Below are 20984 nucleotides of genomic sequence, written 5' to 3' on the forward strand. Positions count from 1 at the left end.
AGAAGGACTATGTTGACTCCCTTTAATACGCTTAACCCTATGATGTCATTTAATTCGCAGGCTGTTTTTGCCTGGCCTGAGTTTGATGCTGATTTTCTGGAAATGGTATCAGGGGTAAGCAGTGCGGATAACCCTTCTCAGCGCAGAGATACCCATAACTGGCTCAGCGACTTTAATGGCCTCTGCTTAAAACAGGCGATTGCCTGGTCCCGGCTTCAGGGGCAGTTCTTTCGTCCCTTTGGTGTTACGGATGAGCTGTTTACTGCCTGGTTAAAGCCTCTGACAGAGATGAGTGAGCAAGCGGTTGCAGAGGGACGAAATCCTGACCTGATAGCACAGGATAATCAGAGAATTGAAACGCGTTATGCCCAGCGGCTGAAGGATCTGGTCGCGCGTTTAACTCAGCCGCCCCCGGTATCCCGTTACTCTGTGCCTGGGGGAGAGCGCTTCAGTTGTGTTTTGCAGGCTCAGGAGTTGGATAAAACCTTTTCAGAGGGCGCAGTCTCTCAGAATATGGCTTTTAATCCGGCGATGTGTCGCTGGGCCTGCGAGCAGTTACCCGGTCGGTTATGGTTGCTGGCACAGTTGCAGGGTTTTCAACAACTGGAGTGGCAGTATCACAGTAAGGGGCAGACTCGCTTAGGCGCGATGAAAAACCTGTTGCGCTCCTTGCTGCAGGTGATTGCTGGTAAAACGTTCAGTGACACCAGACGTTTGCCTTATCGTAAAGCTCTGCCTGATGGACAATGGCGGGAAAGTGATGAGGATTATCTGCAAGCCTGTGCCGATCGTCTGCTGACTTTACTGGAATATGATGCCTTTGATGTGCCTCGTTATGCGCTCACCTCACCTCATGCCAGACTGGGTGCCTGTCAATGGCAAACCGTGCCGGGTTCGGAATTGCATTCTGTGAGGTTACGATACTATCCAGGGCCGGATGGTGTGGCGGCTAACGGTAAAACGCTTTACCTGGCCAGTCCTATGATTAACCGTTGTGAAATCTTTGATCTGGCACCGGGAAAATCTGTGATAGAGGGTATGCTGAAGCAGGGATATGACCTCTATCTGGTGGATTATGGTAACCCTGGTCCAGACCAGAGTAAGCTGGGGCTGGATTTTTATGGCAAACAGGTGCACGACACTTACCTGGATCTGATTTTACAGCGTCATCCTGAGCAGGACATTAATGTGATGGCCTACTGCATGGGTGGTACTCTGTTTATGCCTTATCTGGCCCGTCGTATTGAAGAAGCCCGACTGACAGGCAGAGATGTGCGTATTCGTCAGGTGGTGCTGATGACCACTCCGGTATTGTTTGATGATGATGACAGCGGCCACAAGCCGATGCGTGATGTGATCAGACAGCAGTATGATGCCGATGTGATGCAACGTTTCTTTGGTCACTCCAATGTGCCCCCGCAAACGCTGGAGCTGGGTATGCATGCTATTCAGCCTGGTGTCAGCCAGAGTGTGGCGGAAGGTTTTTATGGACGGGCTCATTATCCGGGAGCGGTACAGGAGGCAGCACCTTTTCTGCACTGGCTGCATAATGGTACGCGTTTCCCTGCTCGTGCCCATCAGGAATGGATTCAGCGGGTCTTTCTGGATAATGAGATCTGGCGAGGGCGTTACTGTTTGTCATCCAGTTGTCCAGAGCTTGATGGACAGCCAGTGAATATGGATGTGTTAAACAGTGCGGATCTGGCGCTGTTTGACTATCGTGGGCAACGAGATCCTATCGCACCGGTCGGTTCGTGTAAAAGCAGTGAGCGCTGGGGGCGTAAAGCCGATAACCAGCAGATGAGCCGGGGAGGATTGAACCGGACGATTGAGAAAAATATCGGCCATATTTTTGTCGTCAGTCAGACTCTGCTGGCTGAATTCCTTGATGCCGTGAATGATTTTTTGCAGGATGAGCCACCGGCGTATCAGAATACGCCTGAATAACAGACTTCAGATCATACTGGATTCAGGCTATCTACAACGTCAGCTGGCTTGAATCCTGTTAGCAACCCGATGTTTTCTCGCTCGCCATTTCATGTATCCCAGCCTGTGTGGTGTAAAGCAACCTTCCAGTTATAGTTTATCAATGAATTATTATTCATAATAATCAATGTTTTAGTGATTATAAATCTTGTTGTGTGATTATTGATTAATTTGATTCATGGTTGCAATGAACCTGATCTGATTGTTGCCCTCAATTCCAGCCCTTAATATTCATCCTGATTCTGGGGATGCTTGCAGTATGTGATTCAGCCCCTGTATCAGTTCAGGATGGTTGTTACTTTCCAGAGGAAGTCAGAATGCTGCTGTCAATCTTCAATACTTTTCCTGCTCTGCAGGGCATCTTGCTGATCCTGCTGCTTTCTGTTTATTCACAGGCTACATATGCCGCATCTTCAGATATTAAGGCTCAGGAGATTAATTCCATGTACCACATTCAAATAGCGTTGGGTGATCAGATCATACTGGCTCAACTGGAGAATAATGCGACCAGTCGTGACTTTATTGCACTGTTACCTTTGGACATCGAGTTAAGCGACTATGCCTTAACAGAAAAAGTAACGGATCTACCTGTAAAACTGTCTACAGCAGGTGCTCCAAACGGATTCGATCCTGGCCCAGGTGATATCACCTACTACGCCCCCTGGGGCAACCTGGCTATTTTCTACCGGGATTTCAGCTATTCTCGGGGACTGATCAACCTGGGAAAAATCACTCAAGGGGCAGAGCATTTGAGCTTCTCCGGTAACAAACATGCCCGCATTGAGCAGATTAAATAACAGATCGGTTATCCGACAGCTCATACCTGTATTTTTCGCCATCGACTTTTACTGACTTATCCCCTCGGGAGTCCCTATGACACAGCACGCCAATCCACATCATCAAAACCAGGATCAGCAATATCAGGACAGTCCTGATATTGAGCGCCGCAACCTACTTAAAATTACAGGAGCAGGAATCGCCGTTATGAGTATCGGATCCAGTCTACCCTCTTCCGCTTTAGCCCAAACCCAGTCGCAACCCAATAATGAGTGGGATAAAACCTTTGCCAAAAGCGATAAAGTGGATCATCGAAAAGTCACTTTTAACAACCGCTACGGCATTACCCTGGTCGCGGATCTGTATCTGCCAAAAGACAGGGCTGATAAGTCACCGGCTATCGCTCTGAGCGGCCCTTATGGTGCTGTTAAGGAACAGGTCTCCGGTTTGTATGCTCAGACTATGGCCGAACAGGGCTTTGTAGCACTGGCCTTTGATCCATCTTATACAGGTGAAAGTGGTGGTGAACCCCGCCATGTATCCTCACCGGATATCAATACTGAAGACTTCAGCGCAGCCGTTGATTGCCTGGGGCTGCTGCCGGAGGTAGATCGTGACCGTATAGGTATCATCGGTATTTGCGGCTGGGGCGGAATGGCACTGAATGCTGCCGCAGTTGATACCCGTATTAAAGCGGTGGTTGCCAGCACCATGTACGACATGAGTCGCGTGATGGCGAAAGGTTACAATGACAGCACGACCAAAGAACAGCGCCAGCAGGGACTGGAGCAACTGAACCAGCAACGCTGGCTTGATGCAGAGCAAGGCAAACCCGCTTCAGGTCCGGTTTCTCTGGAGCTGCAAGGTGGGGAACCTCAGTTTGTGGTTGAGTATGCGGATTACTATAAATCGAAAGCTCGGGGTTTCCACCCTCGGGCAATTAACTCCAATAGCGCCTGGACCGTAACCAATCCCCTGTCGTTTATGAATATGCCGTTACTGAGTTATATCAGTGATATTGCTCCACGCCCTATTCTGTTGGTGCACGGTGAAAAAGCGCACTCTCGTTACTTCAGTGAAACCGCTTATGCTGAAGCCAGTGAGCCGAAAGAGCTGATGATTATTGAAGGAGCCAATCATACCGATCTGTATGATCAGGTGGATATCATTCCGTTTGATAAGATGACCGGTTTCTTCCGTCAACATCTGTAATATTTAACGCGCTGACAATCCCCCTGAAAGCTTTTAATCCATTGCGTCAGGGGGCTTTTATGGCTCAATATAATGAACATCGTCTCTGGTACGTATTCTTTTAAGAACTATTTTGTTATGCCTGCTCGTACCTGAGTCGATCAATCACTAATCTAAAGGCGGAGCTAAGGTTTCGTCGGCCTGAATAGCAGAGATAGTAGCCATCAAAGGGTGGACACCAATCGGATAACACCCGTCTCAGGGAGCCGTTTTCGATGTTATCTATTACTTCCGTTTCAGTGACAAAGGCAATGCCGTGGCCTGCTTTAGCCGCTTCAATCGCAATATCACTTTCACTGAAAATAAAGGGGCCGGAGACTTTTTTGACGAGTTCTTCACCGTCTTTTTCAAACTCCCAGTCATAAATAGAGGCATGGGCATGGAAACGTAATGCTAAACAGGCGTGGTTGTCCAGATCATCGGGATGTTCAGGAATACCGTGCTGCTGGAAGTATTGGGGAGAGGCCACTGCAGCCAGACGAATAGGGGGGCCAATTTTGACGGCTATCATGTCCGGGCTGACGAATTCCCTGAGTCTTACGCCTGCATCAAAGCGATCTTCTGCCAGATCAGTGAGCCTGCTCTCCAGGTTCAACTCGATCTGGATTTCCGGATAGTCACTAATAATCCGGGACAATTTGGGCCAGAGAATGGTACGCAGCGCGGGTTTACTCGTCGCGATTCTGACCAGACCCCGCGGCGTATCACCTAATAAGCGCAGCTCTTCAATTCGTGTGTTGATCATCCCCAGCCCCGGTCGTAAAGCGGCCAGCAATTTTTCTCCTGCATCGGTCGTGGATACCCGCCGTGATGTGCGGTTGAGCAATTTGATGCCCACACTAGCTTCCAGTCGTCGTATCGCATGGCTGACAGCAGATTGCGACAAGCCCAGCTGTGTCGCTGCCTGGGTAAAGCTTTTTTCCTCAGCAACAGTCATAAACAGGGCCAGATCGCTTAGCTCTTCTCGCATACTCAAACATCCTCACCCTCTGTGTTCAGATACCGTGGCTGCTAAAAATATAGCAGGCTCTCACTGATTAGATTAATGAATTTTTAAGATCAATCACTGGTTAATATCAGCTAATGGCTGCTCATCTCTTATTATCCATTAATTTTGTTCATGAACTCAATGAATTCAGACCGGTTGTTGATAGTGGTTCTCAGGCTTATTGTGTGACCATGAATCATCAGAGCACGACTACTGAGATCGTCACCGATGAATAAAGCATCAGTGGTTCATCGTGCTATAGACGGATAACAAGGAGAACATAATGAGCGTCCCTTCTCTGAAAACATTGCTGTGTGCCGTGACAGTCTTTATTACGCCCTTTGCGTTTGCCAGTGAAGAAAATCCTTCCCCGGAACAGAGAATTTCTGTGGCTGGCTCCCAGGCTTCCATAGCGGGTCCGGAACAGCTCTTTACTGGTGCTGCGCGTATTGATCCCTTGTTCCCTGGCACCAATGCCATCAATGCATCGGGTGCTTATGTCACCTTTGAGCCGGGTGCTCGCTCGGCCTGGCATACTCATCCCAGAGGTCAGCACATCATCGTGACCCAGGGGGTAGGCCTGACCCAGGAATGGGGTAAACCCATCCAGCAAATCAAAGCCGGTGATGTGGTTTGGTGTCCGCCAGGCGTTAAGCATTGGCACGGTGCCGCCAAAAAAACGGCAATGACTCATCTGGTGGTAACCGGACAGGATGAAGAAGGCAAGAATGTCAGCTGGATGGAAAAAGTGAGCGATGAGCAGTATCACAGCCACTAATCGAGTCACATAACCCAACAACAGGATACGAACATGAAGTCAAAACATCTTGTCTCTTCACTACTGGCTCTCACCCTCAGTAGCACCCTGTCTCAGGCATGGGGGCAGGCTATTGAAACGGGTACACCAGTCACCAGTAATGTGAATCAGGAACAGATACTCAGTCTTCGCCAGGAAGCAATCGTCCCCATTGCCGCATTGGCGGCTGCCGGTGACCTGACCGCATTAAAAGCAGCGCTGAACAAAGGACTTGATGCCGGTTTGACCATTAATGATGGTAAGGAAGTACTGGTACAGCTTTATGCCTATGCAGGCTTTCCTCGCAGCCTTAATGCTCTGAACACCCTGATGACAGTGGTAGAAGAGCGCCGCGCACAGGGTATTAAGGATAAGGAAGGAAAAACGCCCAGTGCGCCCATCCCCAAAGGCGAAGCACTACTGGAGCAAGGAACCGCCAACCAGACAAAACTGGTGGGAAGGCCCGTGAAAGGCCCGCTATTTGACTTCGCTCCAGCAGCAGATGAATACCTGAAAACCCACTTGTTCGGCGATATTTTTGCACGGGACAATCTCAGCTGGCAAAACCGGGAACTTGCTACTCTGGCCATGCTATCGGCTCTGCCCGGAGCCGAGCCACAATTAAAAGCCCATATCGGGATCGCTATGAACACAGGTATTAGCGCTACGCACCTGCAACAACTCATAAGCGTGCTGGAAAAACAGGTCGGCCCGGAAGAAGCTGAACGTACTCGTGTGGCTCTGAAACAGACATTAAGCCCATAAACGGTAGTTCCTATGAGTGAAAGCACAACCACTGGCTTGCCAGTAGAGCATGCAGATCATGTCCTTCCCCAGGGCGAGCAGGAGCACTGGAGTGGTGTCTTTGCCATGACCCTGTGTGTCTTCACGCTGATTGCATCGGAGTTCATGCCGGTCAGCTTACTGACACCTATAGCCAATGCCTTACGTGTGAGTGAAGGCATAGCAGGGCAAGGTATTGCTATATCCGGGGCTTCTGCGGTGTTGACCAGCCTGTTCATCTCAGTGCTGGCCGGGAATATGAACCGCAAGACTTTACTGCTTGGGCTAACGGTGGTGATGGGGCTTTCTGGTGCTGTAGTGGCGTTAGCACAGGATTACTTCACCTACATGATTGGCCGTGGACTGATCGGGGTGGTAATTGGAGGTTTCTGGTCACTGTCTGCCGCCGTGACCATGCGTCTGGTGCCACTGGTACAAGTGCCCAAAGCGTTGGCGATCCTGAATGCCGGGAATGCACTAGCCATGGTGCTGGCCGCGCCACTGGGAGCGTATCTGGGCTCTATCATCGGCTGGCGTGGTGCTTTTTTCTGCCTGGTACCAGTGGCTGCCATCACGTTTATCTGGCAATGGGGCAGCTTACCATCGCTGCCGGTAGAAACGTCGACAGAAAAGAGTGATAGCGGTTTTGCCCGAGCTTTCAAGGTATTCATGCCCTTGCGCAGGCCAGTAGTGCTGATCGGCATGCTGGCAATTGCGACCTTCTTCATGGGGCAATTCACACTTTATACCTATGTGCGCCCATTTCTGGAAAGCGTGACCCGAGTGGAGGTAGCCACCCTTTCACTGACACTGTTGCTCATTGGCGTGACGGGCTGTATCGGCACTCTGCTGATTAACAGAGCATTGGCGTTTGGGTTCTACCAGACCCTGCTTGTCATTCCTGTGCTGATGGCAATTATCGCTGTGGCGCTGATATCTTTTGGTAGCTGGGTTACCGCGGTAGTGGTGCTGCTGGCTCTTTGGGGGCTGGTTGCTACTGCCGCGCCTGTTGGTTGGTGGGCCTGGATACCGCGCACCTTTCCTATGGAAGCAGAAGCCGGTGGAGGATTAATGGTGGCGGTGATTCAGCTCGCCATTGCCTTAGGTTCTACCCTGGGAGGTGTTTTGTTTGATGTATCAGGTTATCAAACGACCTTTACCGCCAGTGCTTGCCTGCTACTGGTATCCGCAATACTGGTATTTATGACTGCACGCGCCGAGAAAAACTGAATTGACTCGAAATGCTGCCATCGTGGACAAGCGCACCAGGGCCGTGGCAGCCAGGCTCATGTATGAAATCTTTACTGGCATCAATGTTGTAATGACCTTTAACTAAGGAGAACTAGCATGATTCATCACAAGAACGGTTCTCGTTCTTCTATAGCAGGACCAACAGAATGGTTTACCGGACGTGTCCGTATTGACCCTATCCATCTGCAGGCGGAAGAGCCATCACGGGTCACTGCCGGACTGGTGACTTTTGAGCCAGGTGCTCGTACCAACTGGCATACCCATCCACTGGGGCAGTTGCTGATCGTAACTGCAGGTAAAGGATGGACTCAGTGTGAACATGGTGAGCGAGTGGAGGTCTGCGCCGGTGACACTATCTGGTGCCCGCCAGGCCACAAGCACTGGCACGGTGCCACCAGTGATACAGCTATGAGCCATATCGCCGTGACCGAAATGCTGGATGGAAAGAACGTAGACTGGCTGGAGCCGGTCACCGATGAACAGTACCGGGGAGACTGATACTCTTGATTGCCACCCCGCCCGTCCAATCTGTGCCGGAAAGTACAGCGAGAGCGACTTTGCTTGCGGCTCTGCTGGGATTTTTTGTTATCACCCTGGATGCCGTGGTGGTCAATGTGGCTCTGCCGACCCTGAGCCACGAAATGGATGCTACGATTACTGGTCTGCAATGGGTGGTAGATGGTTACACCCTGGCTTTTGCCGCGCTGCTGCTGTCTACCGGGGCGCTCACGGATCGTCTGGGTGCTAAACGAGCCTTTGGATGGGGCGTAGTGATTTTCGTGCTGGCGTCACTGGCCTGCGGAGTTGCGCCTGATCTGGGCAGCCTGATTGTGGCGCGTTTTGTTCAGGGGGCAGGTGCGGCTGTGATGATGCCATCATCTATGGCGTTAATTCGTCAGGCTTATGCAGACCCGGCCAGGCAGGTGCATGCAGTGGCGCTATGGGCTATGGGCGGGGCGGTCGCAGCAACTTCCGGCCCGGTAATCAGTGGGCTTTTGGTTAACCTGAACTGGCGCTGGATTTTCCTGATTAACCTGCCAGCGGGACTGGCAACTCTGTGGTTACTGAAGCGTGCGCAACCTTCATTAACACGCTTTACGCCCTTTGATGGCTGGGGGCAGCTTACTGCAATGGTAGCAATGGGCTGTCTGATTTACGGGGCTATCGATATCAGCAACCACCCTGTACAGGCAATGGTGTCGCTGATATTTGCCGTGGTGATGTTCGCCCTCTTTGTGGTGTTGCAGCGGCGTGGGGGCCACCCTATGGTGCCGCCAGCAGTATTGCAGTCCCGTAACTCCCGGATTTCTATGGTGGTGGGATTCACTTTCATGATGGGGTATTTCGGTTTACCGTTTGTCATGAGTCTGTACTTTCAACAGGAGCGGGGGCTGACACCTGCAGCTACTGGCCTTGCCTTTCTGCCTATGATGCTGATTGGTCTGATACTCACTCCGTTCACTTCTCGATTGGTACAGCGTTTTAGTGCTCGCAGGCTAATTATCACAGGGCTGTTGTGTATGGCCTTTGGTTTGTTGGCTATTGCAGGGTTGCCAATGTCGGCCCCGATATGGGTTGTATCGGCAGTGATGCTTCTGGTCGGGCTTGCCGGACCTCTGATTGCCCCTCCCGTCATGGCGGTATTACTCAGTAGTGTACCTGGTAACTTAACGGGCACAGCGAGTGGTGTATTCAATGCCAGTCGTCAAGTGGGTGGAGCATTAGCCGTCGCCGTGTTTGGTGCTCTGCTGGTGCAGTCCTCCAGTTTTATGAACGGCTTAACGATTAGTATGATTATCGCCGCTGGCATCGCGGTGGTAACAGCACTGTTCAGTCTGTGGCTACAGTCCGATAAGCCCTGAACATGACCTCTCTTATATTCTCGAGCTTTTTAACTTTGTCACTCACCAATCTATTAAACAACATCAATATATTTATCCACCGGGTTAACGGCAAGGAGCATTCCCGTGAAAAACATAAAGTTAGCACTGTTAGCGTTTTGCATTATTTTGACAGGATTATGGTTACTGGCAGACTCCTTTTTTCCTGAGCCTTTTACTTATTTCGCTTTTCGAACGCCTTTTGTGCAATATACCGGTATCCTTGGCATGGGCATGATGAGTCTGGCTATGATTCTGGCCGTACGGCCTCTCTGGCTCGAGCCCTGGCTGAATGGTCTGGACAAAATGTATCGTTTACATAAGTGGCTGGGGATTGGTGGACTGGTATTATCCGTTCTGCACTGGTGGTGGGGTCAAGGAAGCAAATGGATGGTGGGCTGGGGCTGGCTTGATAAGCCTGATCGTAAACCGTTGTCCGGGGATACTCTCGACTGGCTGGCACAACTACTGCGTTCTCAGCGGGGGTTAGCAGAAACCTTAGGTGAATGGGCTTTTTATGTCTCCGCCTTACTGATTATTCTGGCGTTAATCAAATCCTTCCCTTATCACTGGTTTAAATTTACCCACAAATACCTGGCTATTGCCTACCTGATACTCGTGTACCACAGTATTATCCTGATGCAGTACGATTACTGGAATCAGCCTATCGCCTGGATATCACTTGCCTTAATCCTTTACGGCGCGGTCGCTGCCATCCTGATACTGACAGGTCGTATGGGTATCAAGCGCAAGGTATCCGGTACACTCAGGTCTATGGAGTATTACCCCGCACTGGCAACTCTGGAAGGTAATATTCAGCTCAATGACGGCTGGCCCGGACACCATCCGGGCCAGTTTGCCTTTGTATCGGATCACACGGGTGAAGCTGCACACCCCTACACAATCGCTTCGGCCTGGGATCCAGACACATCTTGTCTGCGGTTTGCCGTCAAGGAACTGGGAGACTGGACCGGCCAGTTACATAAGCGCCTGAATATAGGTATGGATGTCACTATAGAAGGACCTTATGGCTGCTTTGACTTCAACGACTCCTGCCCAAGACAGATCTGGGTCGGCGCTGGCATCGGTATAACCCCTTTTATTGCTAAACTTGAAGCCCGAGCACAAAGTCAGGATGTACGCCCTGTTGATCTGTTTCATGTCACCGCTGTGTACGACGAAAAGGCAATGAGTAGGCTCAAAGCTATAGCAGATGCTACCGGGGTACGCTTACACATACGGGTTACAACTGAACAAGGTCGACTCACGCCAGAGCAGATTCGAGCGGCGGTACCAGAATGGCAGCATGCGAGTCTATGGTTTTGCGGCCCATCGGCATTCAGCCAAAAACTGCGCGATGATCTGATCAGACATGGCTTGCAGCCTGAACATTATCATCAGGAACTGTTTGAAATGCGTTAGGCTCACAGTGGGTCAATTGCCCGTATCTTAATACAGGTGGCATGGCGGCAATATAGAGATTATTCCTTCATATTCTTAGTATCAGTGTCTCTACCTGCCGTAGAGATACTGATCTCTCGTAAAACCGTCACAACTTTTTACCTGGATTCTCTGAATAACTTTTTCATCGGCACGCCTGCTTTTGCATAAGTTTATTATTAAAGTTATTGTCTATTTATAACTTTGATAACCTTGGTATAAAGCGATGAACCCAATTGACAACCCCTATACTCCCGGCGCAGGTACTCAGCCTCATGAACTGGCTGGAAGGGATGAATTGAGGGGGAGTCTCTCCATCACTATCGCAAGAATTATGCGGGCAAAACCCGCTAAAAGTATGCTGATGGTTGGCTTGCGAGGCGTTGGTAAAACGGTACTTCTGGAACAGATGCGTCAGGATGTCGAGGCCATGGGAGCCCATACCATTTATGTCGAAGCACCTGAAAACAGGTCACTTCCCTCTCTGCTAAGCCCTCAGCTAAGACTTGCTCTACTGAAGCTAAGCCGCCTTGAACAATCGAAAGAGGCTGCAACCCGAGCCCTTAAAGCACTGGCAGGGTTTGCCAGATCTCTTAAGGTTACCTTCAACGATATTGAGGTTGGTTTTGATCAGGAGCCAGAAGCAGGCCTTGCTGATAATGGCGATCTGGAAGCAGACCTGACAGCTCTGATGGTAGAAACGGGTCATGCTGCCAAAGCCGGTAAAACGGCACTGGTTATATTTATTGATGAGCTGCAATACGTGCAGACCGAGCAATTCGCTGCTCTGATTACCGCTCTGCACCGTTGTGCCCAACTAAAGCTCCCTATCACCCTGGTTGGTGCAGGCCTGCCGCAACTGCGCGGCCTGGCAGGTAACGCTAAGTCCTATGCCGAAAGACTATTTAATTACCCTGAAGTCGGTGCGCTGGATGAGGAATCTGCGAAAAAAGCCATTGTTAACCCAGCTAAAGATGAAGATGTCGATATTGAAGAGGCTGCCGTTAAAGAAATTATCAGCAAAACCCAGGGTTATCCTTACTTTATTCAGGAATGGGGCAGTAACACCTGGGATCTGGCGGAAGACAATCCTATAACCAGGGATGATGTCATTAACTCAACCGACCTGACCGTTGCTCAGCTTGATGAAAGCTTTTTCCGGGTACGTTTTGACCGCTTAACCCCAAAGGAGAAAGATTACCTTTATGCTATGGCAAAGCTGGGAGCTGGACCGCACCGATCAGGCGACATTGCAGAGTCGATGCAGAAGAAGGTGAACGAGGTCGCACCAGTAAGAAACAGCCTGATCAAAAAAGGCATGGTCTGGGCACCTAATCATGGCGATACCGCTTTCACCGTACCCTTATTTGATGAATTTATGCTTCGTATCATGGAAGAGTAAAAAGACTTTACGCTCAGCGTCTATCAGCACCCATATTGGCAGCTAGGGAAGAAGAAAGCGCTCATCATTCCAGAACATTGAGGGATAGAAACAAAAGCCCCTGAATTTCTTCAGGGGCTTTTTGTATCAGCTCAACGCAAAGAAAGGATTATTCCCACTCAATGGTTGCTGGTGGCTTACTGGATACATCGTAAGCCACGCGGGAGATACCGCTGATCTCGTTGATAATACGGTTAGAAACCTTCTCCAGCAGCTCGTATGGCAGGTGCGCCCAGCGAGCAGTCATAAAGTCGATAGTTTCTACGGCACGCAGAGACACAACCCACTCGTAACGACGACCGTCGCCTACTACACCTACGGATTTAACCGGCAGGAAGACCACGAATGCCTGGCTGGTTTTGTGATACCAGTCGAAGTTATGCAGCTCTTCGATGAAGATCGCATCCGCTTCACGCAGGATATCAGCGTATTCTTTCTTCACTTCGCCCAGAATACGTACGCCCAGACCAGGCCCTGGGAATGGGTGACGGTAAACCATATCGTATGGCAGACCCAGTTCCAGACCGATCTTACGCACTTCATCTTTGAACAGTTCACGCAGCGGCTCAACCAGTTCCATCTTCATGTCTTCTGGCAGACCACCCACGTTGTGGTGCGACTTGATCACGTGTGCTTTACCGGTTTTCGCCGCAGCAGACTCAATCACGTCCGGGTAGATAGTACCCTGAGCCAGGAAGTTAACGTCTTTCAGCTTGGCGGCTTCTTCATCGAACACTTCGATAAAGGTGTTGCCGATTACCTTACGCTTGGCTTCTGGATCAGATACACCGGCCAGTTTGCCCAGGAACAGCTCTTCTGCGTCAGCACGGATCACTTTAACGCCCATGTTCTTAGCGAACATGTCCATGACCATATCGCCTTCGTTCTTACGCAGCAGACCGTTGTCTACGAATACACAGGTCAGCTGATCGCCGATCGCTTTATGCAGCAGTGCTGCTACTACGGAAGAATCCACGCCACCGGACAGACCCAGCAGGACTTTCTGATCGCCCACCTGAGCGCGAACACGCTCAATCTGATCTTCGATAATGTTAGCTGCAGTCCACAGAGCTTCACAGCCACAGATTTCCAGCAGGAAGTGCTCCAGCAAACGACCACCTTGCAAGGTATGGGTCACTTCTGGGTGGAACTGTACACCGAAGAAGTTCTTCTCAGCGTTGAACATACCGGCAATGGCACAGCTTGGTGTAGACGCCAGCAGCTCGAAGCCTTCCGGCATCGCCACCACTTTATCACCGTGGCTCATCCATACGTCCAGCAGTGCTTTGCCGTCAGAATCAACGTGATCTTTGATATCTTTGGTCAGCGCATTATCGACTTCGATCTTAACCTGAGCGTAACCAAACTCACGGACATCAGAGCCTTCAACCTTACCGCCCATCTGCTCAGCCATGGTCTGCATGCCGTAGCAGATGCCCAGTACAGGCAGGCCCATGTTGAATACGCACTCAGGTGCACGTGGTGAACCTGCTTCCGTCACTGATTCAGGACCACCGGCCAGGATGATACCCTTAGGGTTATATTCGCGAATCTCTTCTTCGCTCATATCAAAAGCGCGAATCTCGCTGTAAACACCAATTTCACGTACGCGACGTGCAATTAACTGAGTGTACTGAGATCCGAAGTCCAGAATCAGGACTTTCTGAGCATGAATATCTTGGCTCATTGTTCTGTCAACCCATCAATAAACTATTGGTCTGCCCGGAATGGACAGCCCGGAAATAAAGCTGGCCTGTTCAGAGTAGCTCTGTTTTCTGTGTGCAGAGCAACAGGCGATCCAGTCATTTACAAGAAAAAGCGACTAAGTACCTGAAGAGTATTAAGACAGATAGCTGCCGTATTGGCTGGCTGCTATCGGAATGTTTCTGTTCAGGTATGTATGAACAAAAAGTGGGGCACAAATGCCCCACTTTTAAACGCGCTTATTCTGATCAGCCGACCCGATAGTTCGGCGCTTCTTTGGTGATCTGCACATCGTGAACGTGTGATTCACGCATGCCCGCACCTGTGATCTGTACAAACTGAGGTACAGTACGCATCTCTTCGATTGTCGCGCTACCGGTATAACCCATAGAAGAACGCAGACCACCCATCAGCTGGTGAACAATCGCACTCATATGACCTTTGTAAGGTACGCGGCCTTCGATACCTTCTGGTACCAGTTTCTCTACGCCCGCATTTTTGTCCTGGAAGTAACGGTCACTGGAACCCTGAGCCTGAGACATCGCACCCAGAGAACCCATGCCACGGTAGGACTTGTAAGAACGGCCCTGGTACAGTTCGATCTCACCCGGCGCTTCTTCAGTACCTGCCAGCAGACCTCCAACCATGATGACGCTGGCACCAGCTACAATGGCTTTAGCCAGATCGCCCGAGAAACGAACACCGCCGTCAGCAATCAGAGGGATATCGTATTTTTTCAGCGCTTCTGCCACGTTAGCTACAGCAGAGATCTGAGGTACACCTACACCGGCAACAATACGTGTGGTACAGATAGAGCCAGGGCCAATACCAACTTTAACTGCATCCGCACCGGCTTCAGCCAGAGCAATGGCGGCTTCAGCTGTTGCGATGTTGCCACCAATCACCTGAACCTGAGGGTAGGTTTCTTTTACCCAGCGTACGCGGTCGATAACGCCTTTTGAGTGGCCGTGTGCGGTATCCACCACAATCACATCAACACCGGCTTCAACCAGAGCTGTAACTCGATCAGGCGTTTCTGCACCGGTACCCACCGCCGCACCCACGCGCAGACGGCCGTCTTCATCTTTACAGGCGTTCGGGTAAGTACGGGCTTTTTCAATGTCTTTAACGGTGACCAGACCCTGCAGATGGAATTCATCATCCACGACCAGAATTTTTTCGATACGATGCTGGTGCAGTTTGGCTTTAATATCATCCAGAGATGTGCCTTGTTTCACTGTCACCAGTTTGTCTTTTGGTGTCATGATATTAGCAACCACATCATCGAGATTTGGCTTGAAGCGGAAGTCACGACTGGTGACGATACCCACCAGTTCATCGCCTTCTACTACAGGCATACCGGAGAAGCGTGTTTCGCTGGTCAGTTCCAGCAGCTCCTGTACCGTGGTATTTGGCGTAACGGTCACAGGATCTTTTACGATCACACTTTCATGTTTTTTAACCTGACGCACCTGCTGAGCCTGCTGCGCGATGGTCATGTTTTTATGAATAATACCGATACCACCTTCCTGAGCCATAGCAATCGCCAGACGGGCTTCAGTGACTGTATCCATCGCGGCAGAAACCAGCGGGATATTCAGGTTGATACCACGGGTAATTCGGGTCTTCAGGCTAACGTCGTTAGGGAGGACGTCAGAGTAACCTGGAACCAGCAAAACATCATCAAAGGTAAGCGCTTCTTGAGCAATACGTAACATATTCCGCGAGCCTGCTGAACAGTGAGGGATAAAAAGAAGATTAACCTGCTATTTTATCCCAAGTTATATTTTCCGTAAACCTGATCTACCATAACTTTTTCTGTTTTCAGTTTCATGAAGGGTGTTTTCCGCTTTTGTTTCAGATAGATGCCCTATGTCCGGGCTGGGTCCGGTAAACAGAACAGAAAGAGCTGTTAAAATAAAACAGTCATCCGCTTTCAGGATGTTTATATCTGTTGAGGATGTTTATGTCTGATGTGTTTCCCCTTCGTGCCACGGCTTCTGATCCGGCTGCTGTGAATACCGCTTCATCCGTTCGTCAGGTCGGGCAGTCTGTGCTGACTGTCTCAGAGCTGAACCGTAAAGTGCGTCAATTGCTGGAAGGTGAGTTTGCCCTGCTGGTGGTGCAGGGTGAGATCTCTAATCTGAGTACGCCGGGCTCTGGTCATCTTTACTTTACTCTGAAAGATGATAGTAGTCAGGTGCGCTGTGCGATGTTTCGTAATCGGGCGTCTTTACTGGCATTTCGTCCGGCCAATGGCCAGAAAGTACAGCTACATGCCCGTGTCAGTCTGTATGAAGGGAGAGGAGATTTTCAGCTGATTGCTGAAACGATGGAGGAGCAGGGGCATGGCGCTCTGATGAGAGCTTACGAAGCCCTGAAGCGACGTTTGAAAGAAGAGGGCTTGTTTGACCGTCAGTATAAAAAGCCTCTGCCGCCTATTCCGAATGTCATTGGACTTGTCACCTCACCGACCGGAGCGGCTATCCGGGATATGCTGACCGTACTGAAACGCCGTTTTCCTCTGGCTGAAGTGGTGATCTATCCTGCTGTGGTTCAAGGGACTGATGCCCCGGATTCCATTGCCAGAGCGATAGAGCTGGCTCATCTGCATGATAAGGCTGATCTGTTGATTGTCGGGCGTGGCGGCGGCAGTCTGGAAGATTTATGGGCATTTAATGATGAGCGGGTTGCCCGTGCGATCTTTGCGGCTCATATCCCTCTGGTCAGTGCTGTGGGTCATGAATCGGATATTACCATTGCAGATTATGTGGCTGATCTGAGAGCACCGACGCCATCGGCAGCCGCTGAGCTGATCAGCCCGGATCTGAGTCAGTGGCAGGACTGGCTGACGGGCAGTGAAGCTAAACTGGATCAGGCGATGATACGTCGTCTGCGCGAGCAGCAGCAGAAGCTGGATTATCTGGAGCACAGATATCAGCGTTGCTATCAGAGCTTTCAGCAACAGAAAAACCTGCTCGGTCAGCTGGAGAAACGCCTGAATCTGTCGATAAAACAAGTACTTCAGAAACAGGCGATGAAACTGGAACAGTTGCAGGGGCGTCTGAAGCATCCGGAAGATGCGCTGAAACATCAGGCGTATCAGTTGGAGCATCTGCAACAGCGGTTGATTCAGGCCGCAGAACGTAATGTCAGTCAATCCGGGCAAACGCTGCAGTGGCTCAGAAACAGATTGCTGACAGCATCGCCAGAAAAACAGTACCGGCAGGCATATACTGAATTAGATCGTCTGGAAAAAAATCTGAACCAGAGGATGCAGCAGCAGATGTCCCGGCAACAACAATTACTGGTACAGCTGGTACATCGCCTGAATACTGTCAGCCCGCTATCCACTCTGGCCAGAGGATATGCCATAGTAGAGGATACGGATGGGCGAGTGATTCATAACGCCAGTACACAAAAGCCCGGAGACAGCATCAGTGCGCGTCTGGCACAAGGCATACTGCACTGTGAAGTCCGCTCTGTGACTGACACAGAAATCAGCAGCGGATTGTCAGGCTTGTCCGGCAAAGATAAGAATGAGGCCTGATAGCCAGGTCGTCAGTCAGAAAGACACAGGGGTAGAATATGGGAACTGCGATTGGAATCACAGGACGAGCAAAGCGGGCCAGCTGGATAGCTGCGCTTTCAACCGCCCTGCTCAGCTTGCCGCTACAGGCTGACTATAATCCCAGAGTCAGTCCGGAACCGGGCGGTGTCGCAGTAATTGAGCTGCCGAACTCCATTGGAGAAGGAACGCCTGAAGTCTATTTTCGTGGCCAGCGTGTATATACTATGAACCGGGCTTATAACCAGAAAAGTGATGATCGTTGGGTCGCCTGGATTGGCCTGTCACAGAATCTGGCGGCTGGTAAACACACCGTACAGATACGCCAGCCTGGCGGACGCAACCGCAATGTCTATCTGGATGTGGTGGCACCGGAACAGAATGTAGTGAAACGTATTGTCAGCAACGGCAAACTCAGAACTGGCCTGACCCCGTCACAGGAAAACCGTATTCGCCAGGAAAAGGCGATGATCGATTCCATTATTAAAGGCTGGCAGGGAACCGGTGCCCCGGACAAGCGCCCCTTTATCCACCCCACCAGTGGCGGCGACCTGATCAAGCCGTTTGGTCAGCGGGTATTTTACAATAATGAGATGATTTTTAATCAGAATGGTATAGACCTGAGTGGTCAGCGGGTGCTGGCTCCGGCTGATGGCCGTATTGTGATGATCAAAGACCTGTTCTATGAAGGTACGCATGTCATCATCGATCACGGCGGCGGTTTATTTACCCAGTACAGCCACCTGGCCCGAGTGAACTTCCGTACCCGTCAGGGCCAGGCAGTCAAGCGTGGTGAAGAGATTGGTAAAATCGGGCGATCAGGGCATCAGATTATTCTGGGTAAAAGTTTTGCTGCCCCTCTGAAAACGCCGATGCTGCACTGGCGTGTCAGCCTGAACGGCGTTTATGTGAATCCGGAGCTATTCCTGGATAAAGCAGAAACCAAAAGTTACTGATCCTTTTCAGCGCCGGGCTGAATTCAATATCTGATGCTATTGCGTGTTGAGTTATTGTTTAACTCCGGTTGTCAGACAGGTCCATCCGGGTGATTAATCCGCAGGACCTGCTGTTTTTTCATATCCGTGATTAATTCCAGTGAGCTTCGTGCTCTCTGGGATGAAACTCCAGTGTCCGGCCATCGGCACATAACTGTACTACTCTTTCTGGCTGGCCATCTGCTGTCAGCTCTACCAGTCCGATTCCTGCGGCATTCAACAGCCGTTCCCCCGGATCTGCGGAATCAGGTTTTCTGGGGATAATGCGCATTTTCCGACGTTTGGTAAACCAGTTCAGTGGCGATACCGGACTGTAGAGCCAGCGATTTAAACGATCAAAGCTGGTCAGCAGTTTGTCAGGGAACTCATTTTTCAGGCCACTGCTGGTGATCTGCCAGATATCCTGATCACGTTTATCACCCCGCAGTTCAACGTCATACACAAATGAGTAATGTACATCGCCGGACAGAATAACAAAGTGTTTCGGGGTGTTCACATGGCGGAAGATATTCATCATTCCGTAAGCAGCACCAGAATGAGCCATCCAGTTTTCAGCATCGACCATCAGAGGTTTACCACACCAGGTAAAGATCTTCTGCACTGCCTCGATCAGCTTAACACCGAAGACTGGTGCCGGAGAGACCAGTACCACGGCATCCAGCCCCATCAGACGATGTTGCAGATCGGTCAGTGCTTCCCAGTCCATCAGGCCAGATGGCTTATTAACACTTTTCTCCGAACGCCAGCGATGGGTTCGGGTATCCAGCACCATCAGCACGGGTTGAGTATCCCACTGATAATGCCAGTGGCCGAAACGATACAGCTCTGTAATGGCCAGATCATGCAGGCTGCTGCCTGGGGCGCTCAGGCTTTGTTGTACCTGTGTCATCAATTTTTCCGGGTACTGTTCCGGGGAGTTTCCCCAGCCCTGACAGATCAGATACCCCAGTAGCGCATTACCAATAATCCGGCGGGAGAACAGGTGCTCATAGGCGGTCTGTTCCCAGCCTGCGGTCAGGTTCCAGTCATCGGTTATATCGTGATCATCAAACATCATGGCAACTGGCAGATGTGCCATCACCCGGCGCACCTGTCCCAGATGACCAACAAAGGCTTTAATGGCCCGATGTTCCTGATAAAAGCGCTCTTTAATACTGTCATTCAGGCCCGGAATCTCTGGCATATCGCCTCGTTCAGCGGTATCCATACACTCCCAGCCTGCCGGTGACCACACCAGCAGATACATTCCCAGTACCTCACCCAGAGATACCAGATGATTGTGGGCCGTATCTGTAGTGAAAACCGGTTTGCGCACACCTTCAAACATCTTTTTACGCACATCCTTTCCCGGACGGCTTAAAGGCAGCAGATTTTCCCGTTCATAATAGCTGGGGCGAGTCTGGTGCAGCTGATTCGTATCTTCCAGCTCGGCATCGGGCAGGGTTTCTACGGGTAATTCCAATTTGTTTAGTAACTGATGAATGGCATTGAGCATAGGGCCTGCTACGTCATCGGCATAGATCTGGTCGCCGCTCATCATTAACAGTGCTGGCCATTGATCGGGTTGCTGTAACCGCTCTGCCAGATGCTCATCCGCACGTACCAGACCATCCCCGCTATCGTGATGGGGTTTGCGGCAAGAGCCATGCAGCAGCTTATCCAGCGCACTGCGCAGTACAAAGCCGGGAGTATCTTTACCAGGATAACACAGATCCGGTGCCCAGTGTCGCCAGTTCATCCACTCCTGATTTGACTGACTCTCATCCATCAGCTCCAGCTGATAACCGATCCAGCAATCCTGAGGCAGAGGCTGTGACAGAGGTAGATCTATCATATAAAAGAACAGCTTTTCACCGGCTTTCAGAACCCGGCAGGCATCTGTCAGCACGGGCTGATCAATAAAACGAGCGCTGCCATTCTCAGGCAGTAATGTCAGACGCAATTGAACGGTGGACGTTGTTGCCAGCCAGAAAGTCAGGCGCTCGGGTGTTAATCGGCGAAGAATCGGGCCAGCCAGAACCAGAGGTAGTGAACTATCGGGCATCGCATCATCCTTTATATTGGCAATCAACCATGATTAAACCATGAGATGAAGTAGGTGGTCAGCATAAAATCAGTAAATTC

General features: G+C 50.6%; 17 protein-coding genes. 13 read left to right on the forward strand and 4 right to left on the reverse strand.

Going from position 1 to position 20984, the window contains the following annotated elements; genetic code table 11:
* Positions 1-9 precede the first annotated feature (9 nt).
* The 3 genes from H4O21_RS10035 to H4O21_RS10045 all read left to right on the forward strand — a co-directional run bounded on the left by H4O21_RS10035 (position 10) and on the right by H4O21_RS10045 (position 3975).
* Positions 10-1947 (forward strand): alpha/beta fold hydrolase, encoded by a 1938-nt coding sequence (locus tag H4O21_RS10035; RefSeq protein ID WP_182808733.1) that lies wholly within the window; start codon positions 10-12, stop codon positions 1945-1947.
* Positions 1948-2303: 356 nt separating this feature from the next.
* Positions 2304-2783 (forward strand): cyclophilin-like fold protein, encoded by a 480-nt coding sequence (locus H4O21_RS10040; RefSeq protein ID WP_220495601.1) that lies wholly within the window; start codon positions 2304-2306, stop codon positions 2781-2783.
* Between the two features lie 187 nt (positions 2784-2970).
* A complete protein-coding gene (locus tag H4O21_RS10045) occupies positions 2971-3975 on the forward strand; it encodes an alpha/beta hydrolase (protein ID WP_255487240.1) in 1005 nt (334 codons plus the stop codon).
* A gap of 115 nt (positions 3976-4090) precedes the next feature.
* Here the strand turns inward: H4O21_RS10045 and H4O21_RS10050 are convergent, their stop codons facing one another.
* Positions 4091-4984: a LysR family transcriptional regulator gene (locus H4O21_RS10050; protein ID WP_182808735.1), complete on the reverse strand. Its 894-nt coding sequence runs from the start codon at positions 4982-4984 to the stop codon at positions 4091-4093.
* A gap of 113 nt (positions 4985-5097) precedes the next feature.
* Between H4O21_RS10050 and H4O21_RS10055 the strand changes: the two genes are divergently transcribed.
* From H4O21_RS10055 to H4O21_RS10090, 8 genes are all read left to right on the forward strand, one after another.
* Positions 5098-5238, forward strand: a complete 141-nt coding sequence (locus tag H4O21_RS10055) for a hypothetical protein (protein ID WP_182808736.1) — start codon at positions 5098-5100, stop codon at positions 5236-5238.
* Positions 5239-5285: 47 nt separating this feature from the next.
* Positions 5286-5780, forward strand: coding sequence for a (R)-mandelonitrile lyase (locus H4O21_RS10060; RefSeq protein WP_182808737.1), 495 nt, complete (start codon positions 5286-5288; stop codon positions 5778-5780).
* A 33-nt stretch (positions 5781-5813) separates the two neighbouring features.
* Positions 5814-6563, forward strand: coding sequence for a carboxymuconolactone decarboxylase family protein (locus tag H4O21_RS10065; protein ID WP_182808738.1), 750 nt, complete (start codon positions 5814-5816; stop codon positions 6561-6563).
* A gap of 12 nt (positions 6564-6575) precedes the next feature.
* Positions 6576-7811, forward strand: a complete 1236-nt coding sequence (locus tag H4O21_RS10070; RefSeq protein WP_220495602.1) for an MFS transporter — start codon at positions 6576-6578, stop codon at positions 7809-7811.
* Between the two features lie 117 nt (positions 7812-7928).
* Positions 7929-8330, forward strand: a complete 402-nt coding sequence (locus H4O21_RS10075; protein ID WP_182808739.1) for a (R)-mandelonitrile lyase — start codon at positions 7929-7931, stop codon at positions 8328-8330.
* 5 nt (positions 8331-8335) lie between these two features.
* Positions 8336-9694 carry an MFS transporter gene (locus H4O21_RS10080; protein WP_220495603.1) on the forward strand — a complete coding sequence of 453 codons (1359 nt, stop codon included), beginning with the start codon at positions 8336-8338 and terminating at the stop codon, positions 9692-9694.
* A gap of 105 nt (positions 9695-9799) precedes the next feature.
* Positions 9800-11134 (forward strand): ferredoxin reductase family protein, encoded by a 1335-nt coding sequence (locus tag H4O21_RS10085; protein WP_182808740.1) that lies wholly within the window; start codon positions 9800-9802, stop codon positions 11132-11134.
* A 244-nt stretch (positions 11135-11378) separates the two neighbouring features.
* A complete protein-coding gene (locus H4O21_RS10090) occupies positions 11379-12554 on the forward strand; it encodes an ATP-binding protein (protein WP_182808741.1) in 1176 nt (391 codons plus the stop codon).
* A 148-nt stretch (positions 12555-12702) separates the two neighbouring features.
* Here the strand turns inward: H4O21_RS10090 and guaA are convergent, their stop codons facing one another.
* Entirely contained in the window at positions 12703-14280 is a 1578-nt protein-coding gene (gene guaA / locus H4O21_RS10095) for a glutamine-hydrolyzing GMP synthase (RefSeq protein WP_182808742.1), read from the reverse strand.
* A gap of 265 nt (positions 14281-14545) precedes the next feature.
* On the reverse strand, positions 14546-16015 hold the full coding sequence (gene guaB / locus H4O21_RS10100) for an IMP dehydrogenase (protein WP_182808743.1): 1470 nt from the start codon (positions 16013-16015) through the stop codon (positions 14546-14548).
* A 248-nt stretch (positions 16016-16263) separates the two neighbouring features.
* Between guaB and xseA the strand changes: the two genes are divergently transcribed.
* Both xseA and H4O21_RS10110 read left to right on the forward strand, forming a co-directional pair.
* Positions 16264-17847, forward strand: coding sequence for an exodeoxyribonuclease VII large subunit (gene xseA / locus H4O21_RS10105; RefSeq protein ID WP_182808744.1), 1584 nt, complete (start codon positions 16264-16266; stop codon positions 17845-17847).
* A 38-nt stretch (positions 17848-17885) separates the two neighbouring features.
* Complete coding sequence (locus H4O21_RS10110) at positions 17886-18821, forward strand: peptidoglycan DD-metalloendopeptidase family protein (RefSeq protein WP_182808745.1); 936 nt, start codon at positions 17886-17888, stop codon at positions 18819-18821.
* A gap of 130 nt (positions 18822-18951) precedes the next feature.
* On the opposite strand, the gene H4O21_RS10115 is transcribed toward H4O21_RS10110, so the two are convergent.
* Positions 18952-20904 carry a metallophosphoesterase family protein gene (locus tag H4O21_RS10115; RefSeq protein WP_182808746.1) on the reverse strand — a complete coding sequence of 651 codons (1953 nt, stop codon included), beginning with the start codon at positions 20902-20904 and terminating at the stop codon, positions 18952-18954.
* Between the last annotated feature and the right edge of the window lie 80 nt (positions 20905-20984).

Source organism: Oceanospirillum sediminis (genome assembly GCF_014164585.1).
Lineage (GTDB): Bacteria > Pseudomonadota > Gammaproteobacteria > Pseudomonadales > Halomonadaceae > Oceanospirillum > Oceanospirillum sediminis.

Bases quoted from the DNA above. Each gene is read 5' to 3' on its own strand.
- H4O21_RS10050 (WP_182808735.1), bottom strand. From the start codon at position 4,984: ATGCGAGAAGAGCTAAGCGATCTGGCCCTGTTTATGACTGTTGCTGAG.
- H4O21_RS10090 (WP_182808741.1), top strand. From the start codon at position 11,379: ATGAACCCAATTGACAACCCCTATACTCCCGGCGCAGGTACTCAGCCT.
- H4O21_RS10040 (WP_220495601.1), top strand. From the start codon at position 2,304: ATGCTGCTGTCAATCTTCAATACTTTTCCTGCTCTGCAGGGCATCTTG.
- guaB (WP_182808743.1), bottom strand. From the start codon at position 16,015: ATGTTACGTATTGCTCAAGAAGCGCTTACCTTTGATGATGTTTTGCTG.
- H4O21_RS10045 (WP_255487240.1), top strand. From the start codon at position 2,971: ATGAGTATCGGATCCAGTCTACCCTCTTCCGCTTTAGCCCAAACCCAG.
- H4O21_RS10035 (WP_182808733.1), top strand. From the start codon at position 10: ATGTTGACTCCCTTTAATACGCTTAACCCTATGATGTCATTTAATTCG.
- H4O21_RS10115 (WP_182808746.1), bottom strand. From the start codon at position 20,904: ATGCCCGATAGTTCACTACCTCTGGTTCTGGCTGGCCCGATTCTTCGC.
- xseA (WP_182808744.1), top strand. From the start codon at position 16,264: ATGTCTGATGTGTTTCCCCTTCGTGCCACGGCTTCTGATCCGGCTGCT.
- H4O21_RS10110 (WP_182808745.1), top strand. From the start codon at position 17,886: ATGGGAACTGCGATTGGAATCACAGGACGAGCAAAGCGGGCCAGCTGG.
- H4O21_RS10075 (WP_182808739.1), top strand. From the start codon at position 7,929: ATGATTCATCACAAGAACGGTTCTCGTTCTTCTATAGCAGGACCAACA.
- H4O21_RS10060 (WP_182808737.1), top strand. From the start codon at position 5,286: ATGAGCGTCCCTTCTCTGAAAACATTGCTGTGTGCCGTGACAGTCTTT.
- H4O21_RS10070 (WP_220495602.1), top strand. From the start codon at position 6,576: ATGAGTGAAAGCACAACCACTGGCTTGCCAGTAGAGCATGCAGATCAT.
- H4O21_RS10055 (WP_182808736.1), top strand. From the start codon at position 5,098: ATGGCTGCTCATCTCTTATTATCCATTAATTTTGTTCATGAACTCAAT.
- H4O21_RS10065 (WP_182808738.1), top strand. From the start codon at position 5,814: ATGAAGTCAAAACATCTTGTCTCTTCACTACTGGCTCTCACCCTCAGT.
- guaA (WP_182808742.1), bottom strand. From the start codon at position 14,280: ATGAGCCAAGATATTCATGCTCAGAAAGTCCTGATTCTGGACTTCGGA.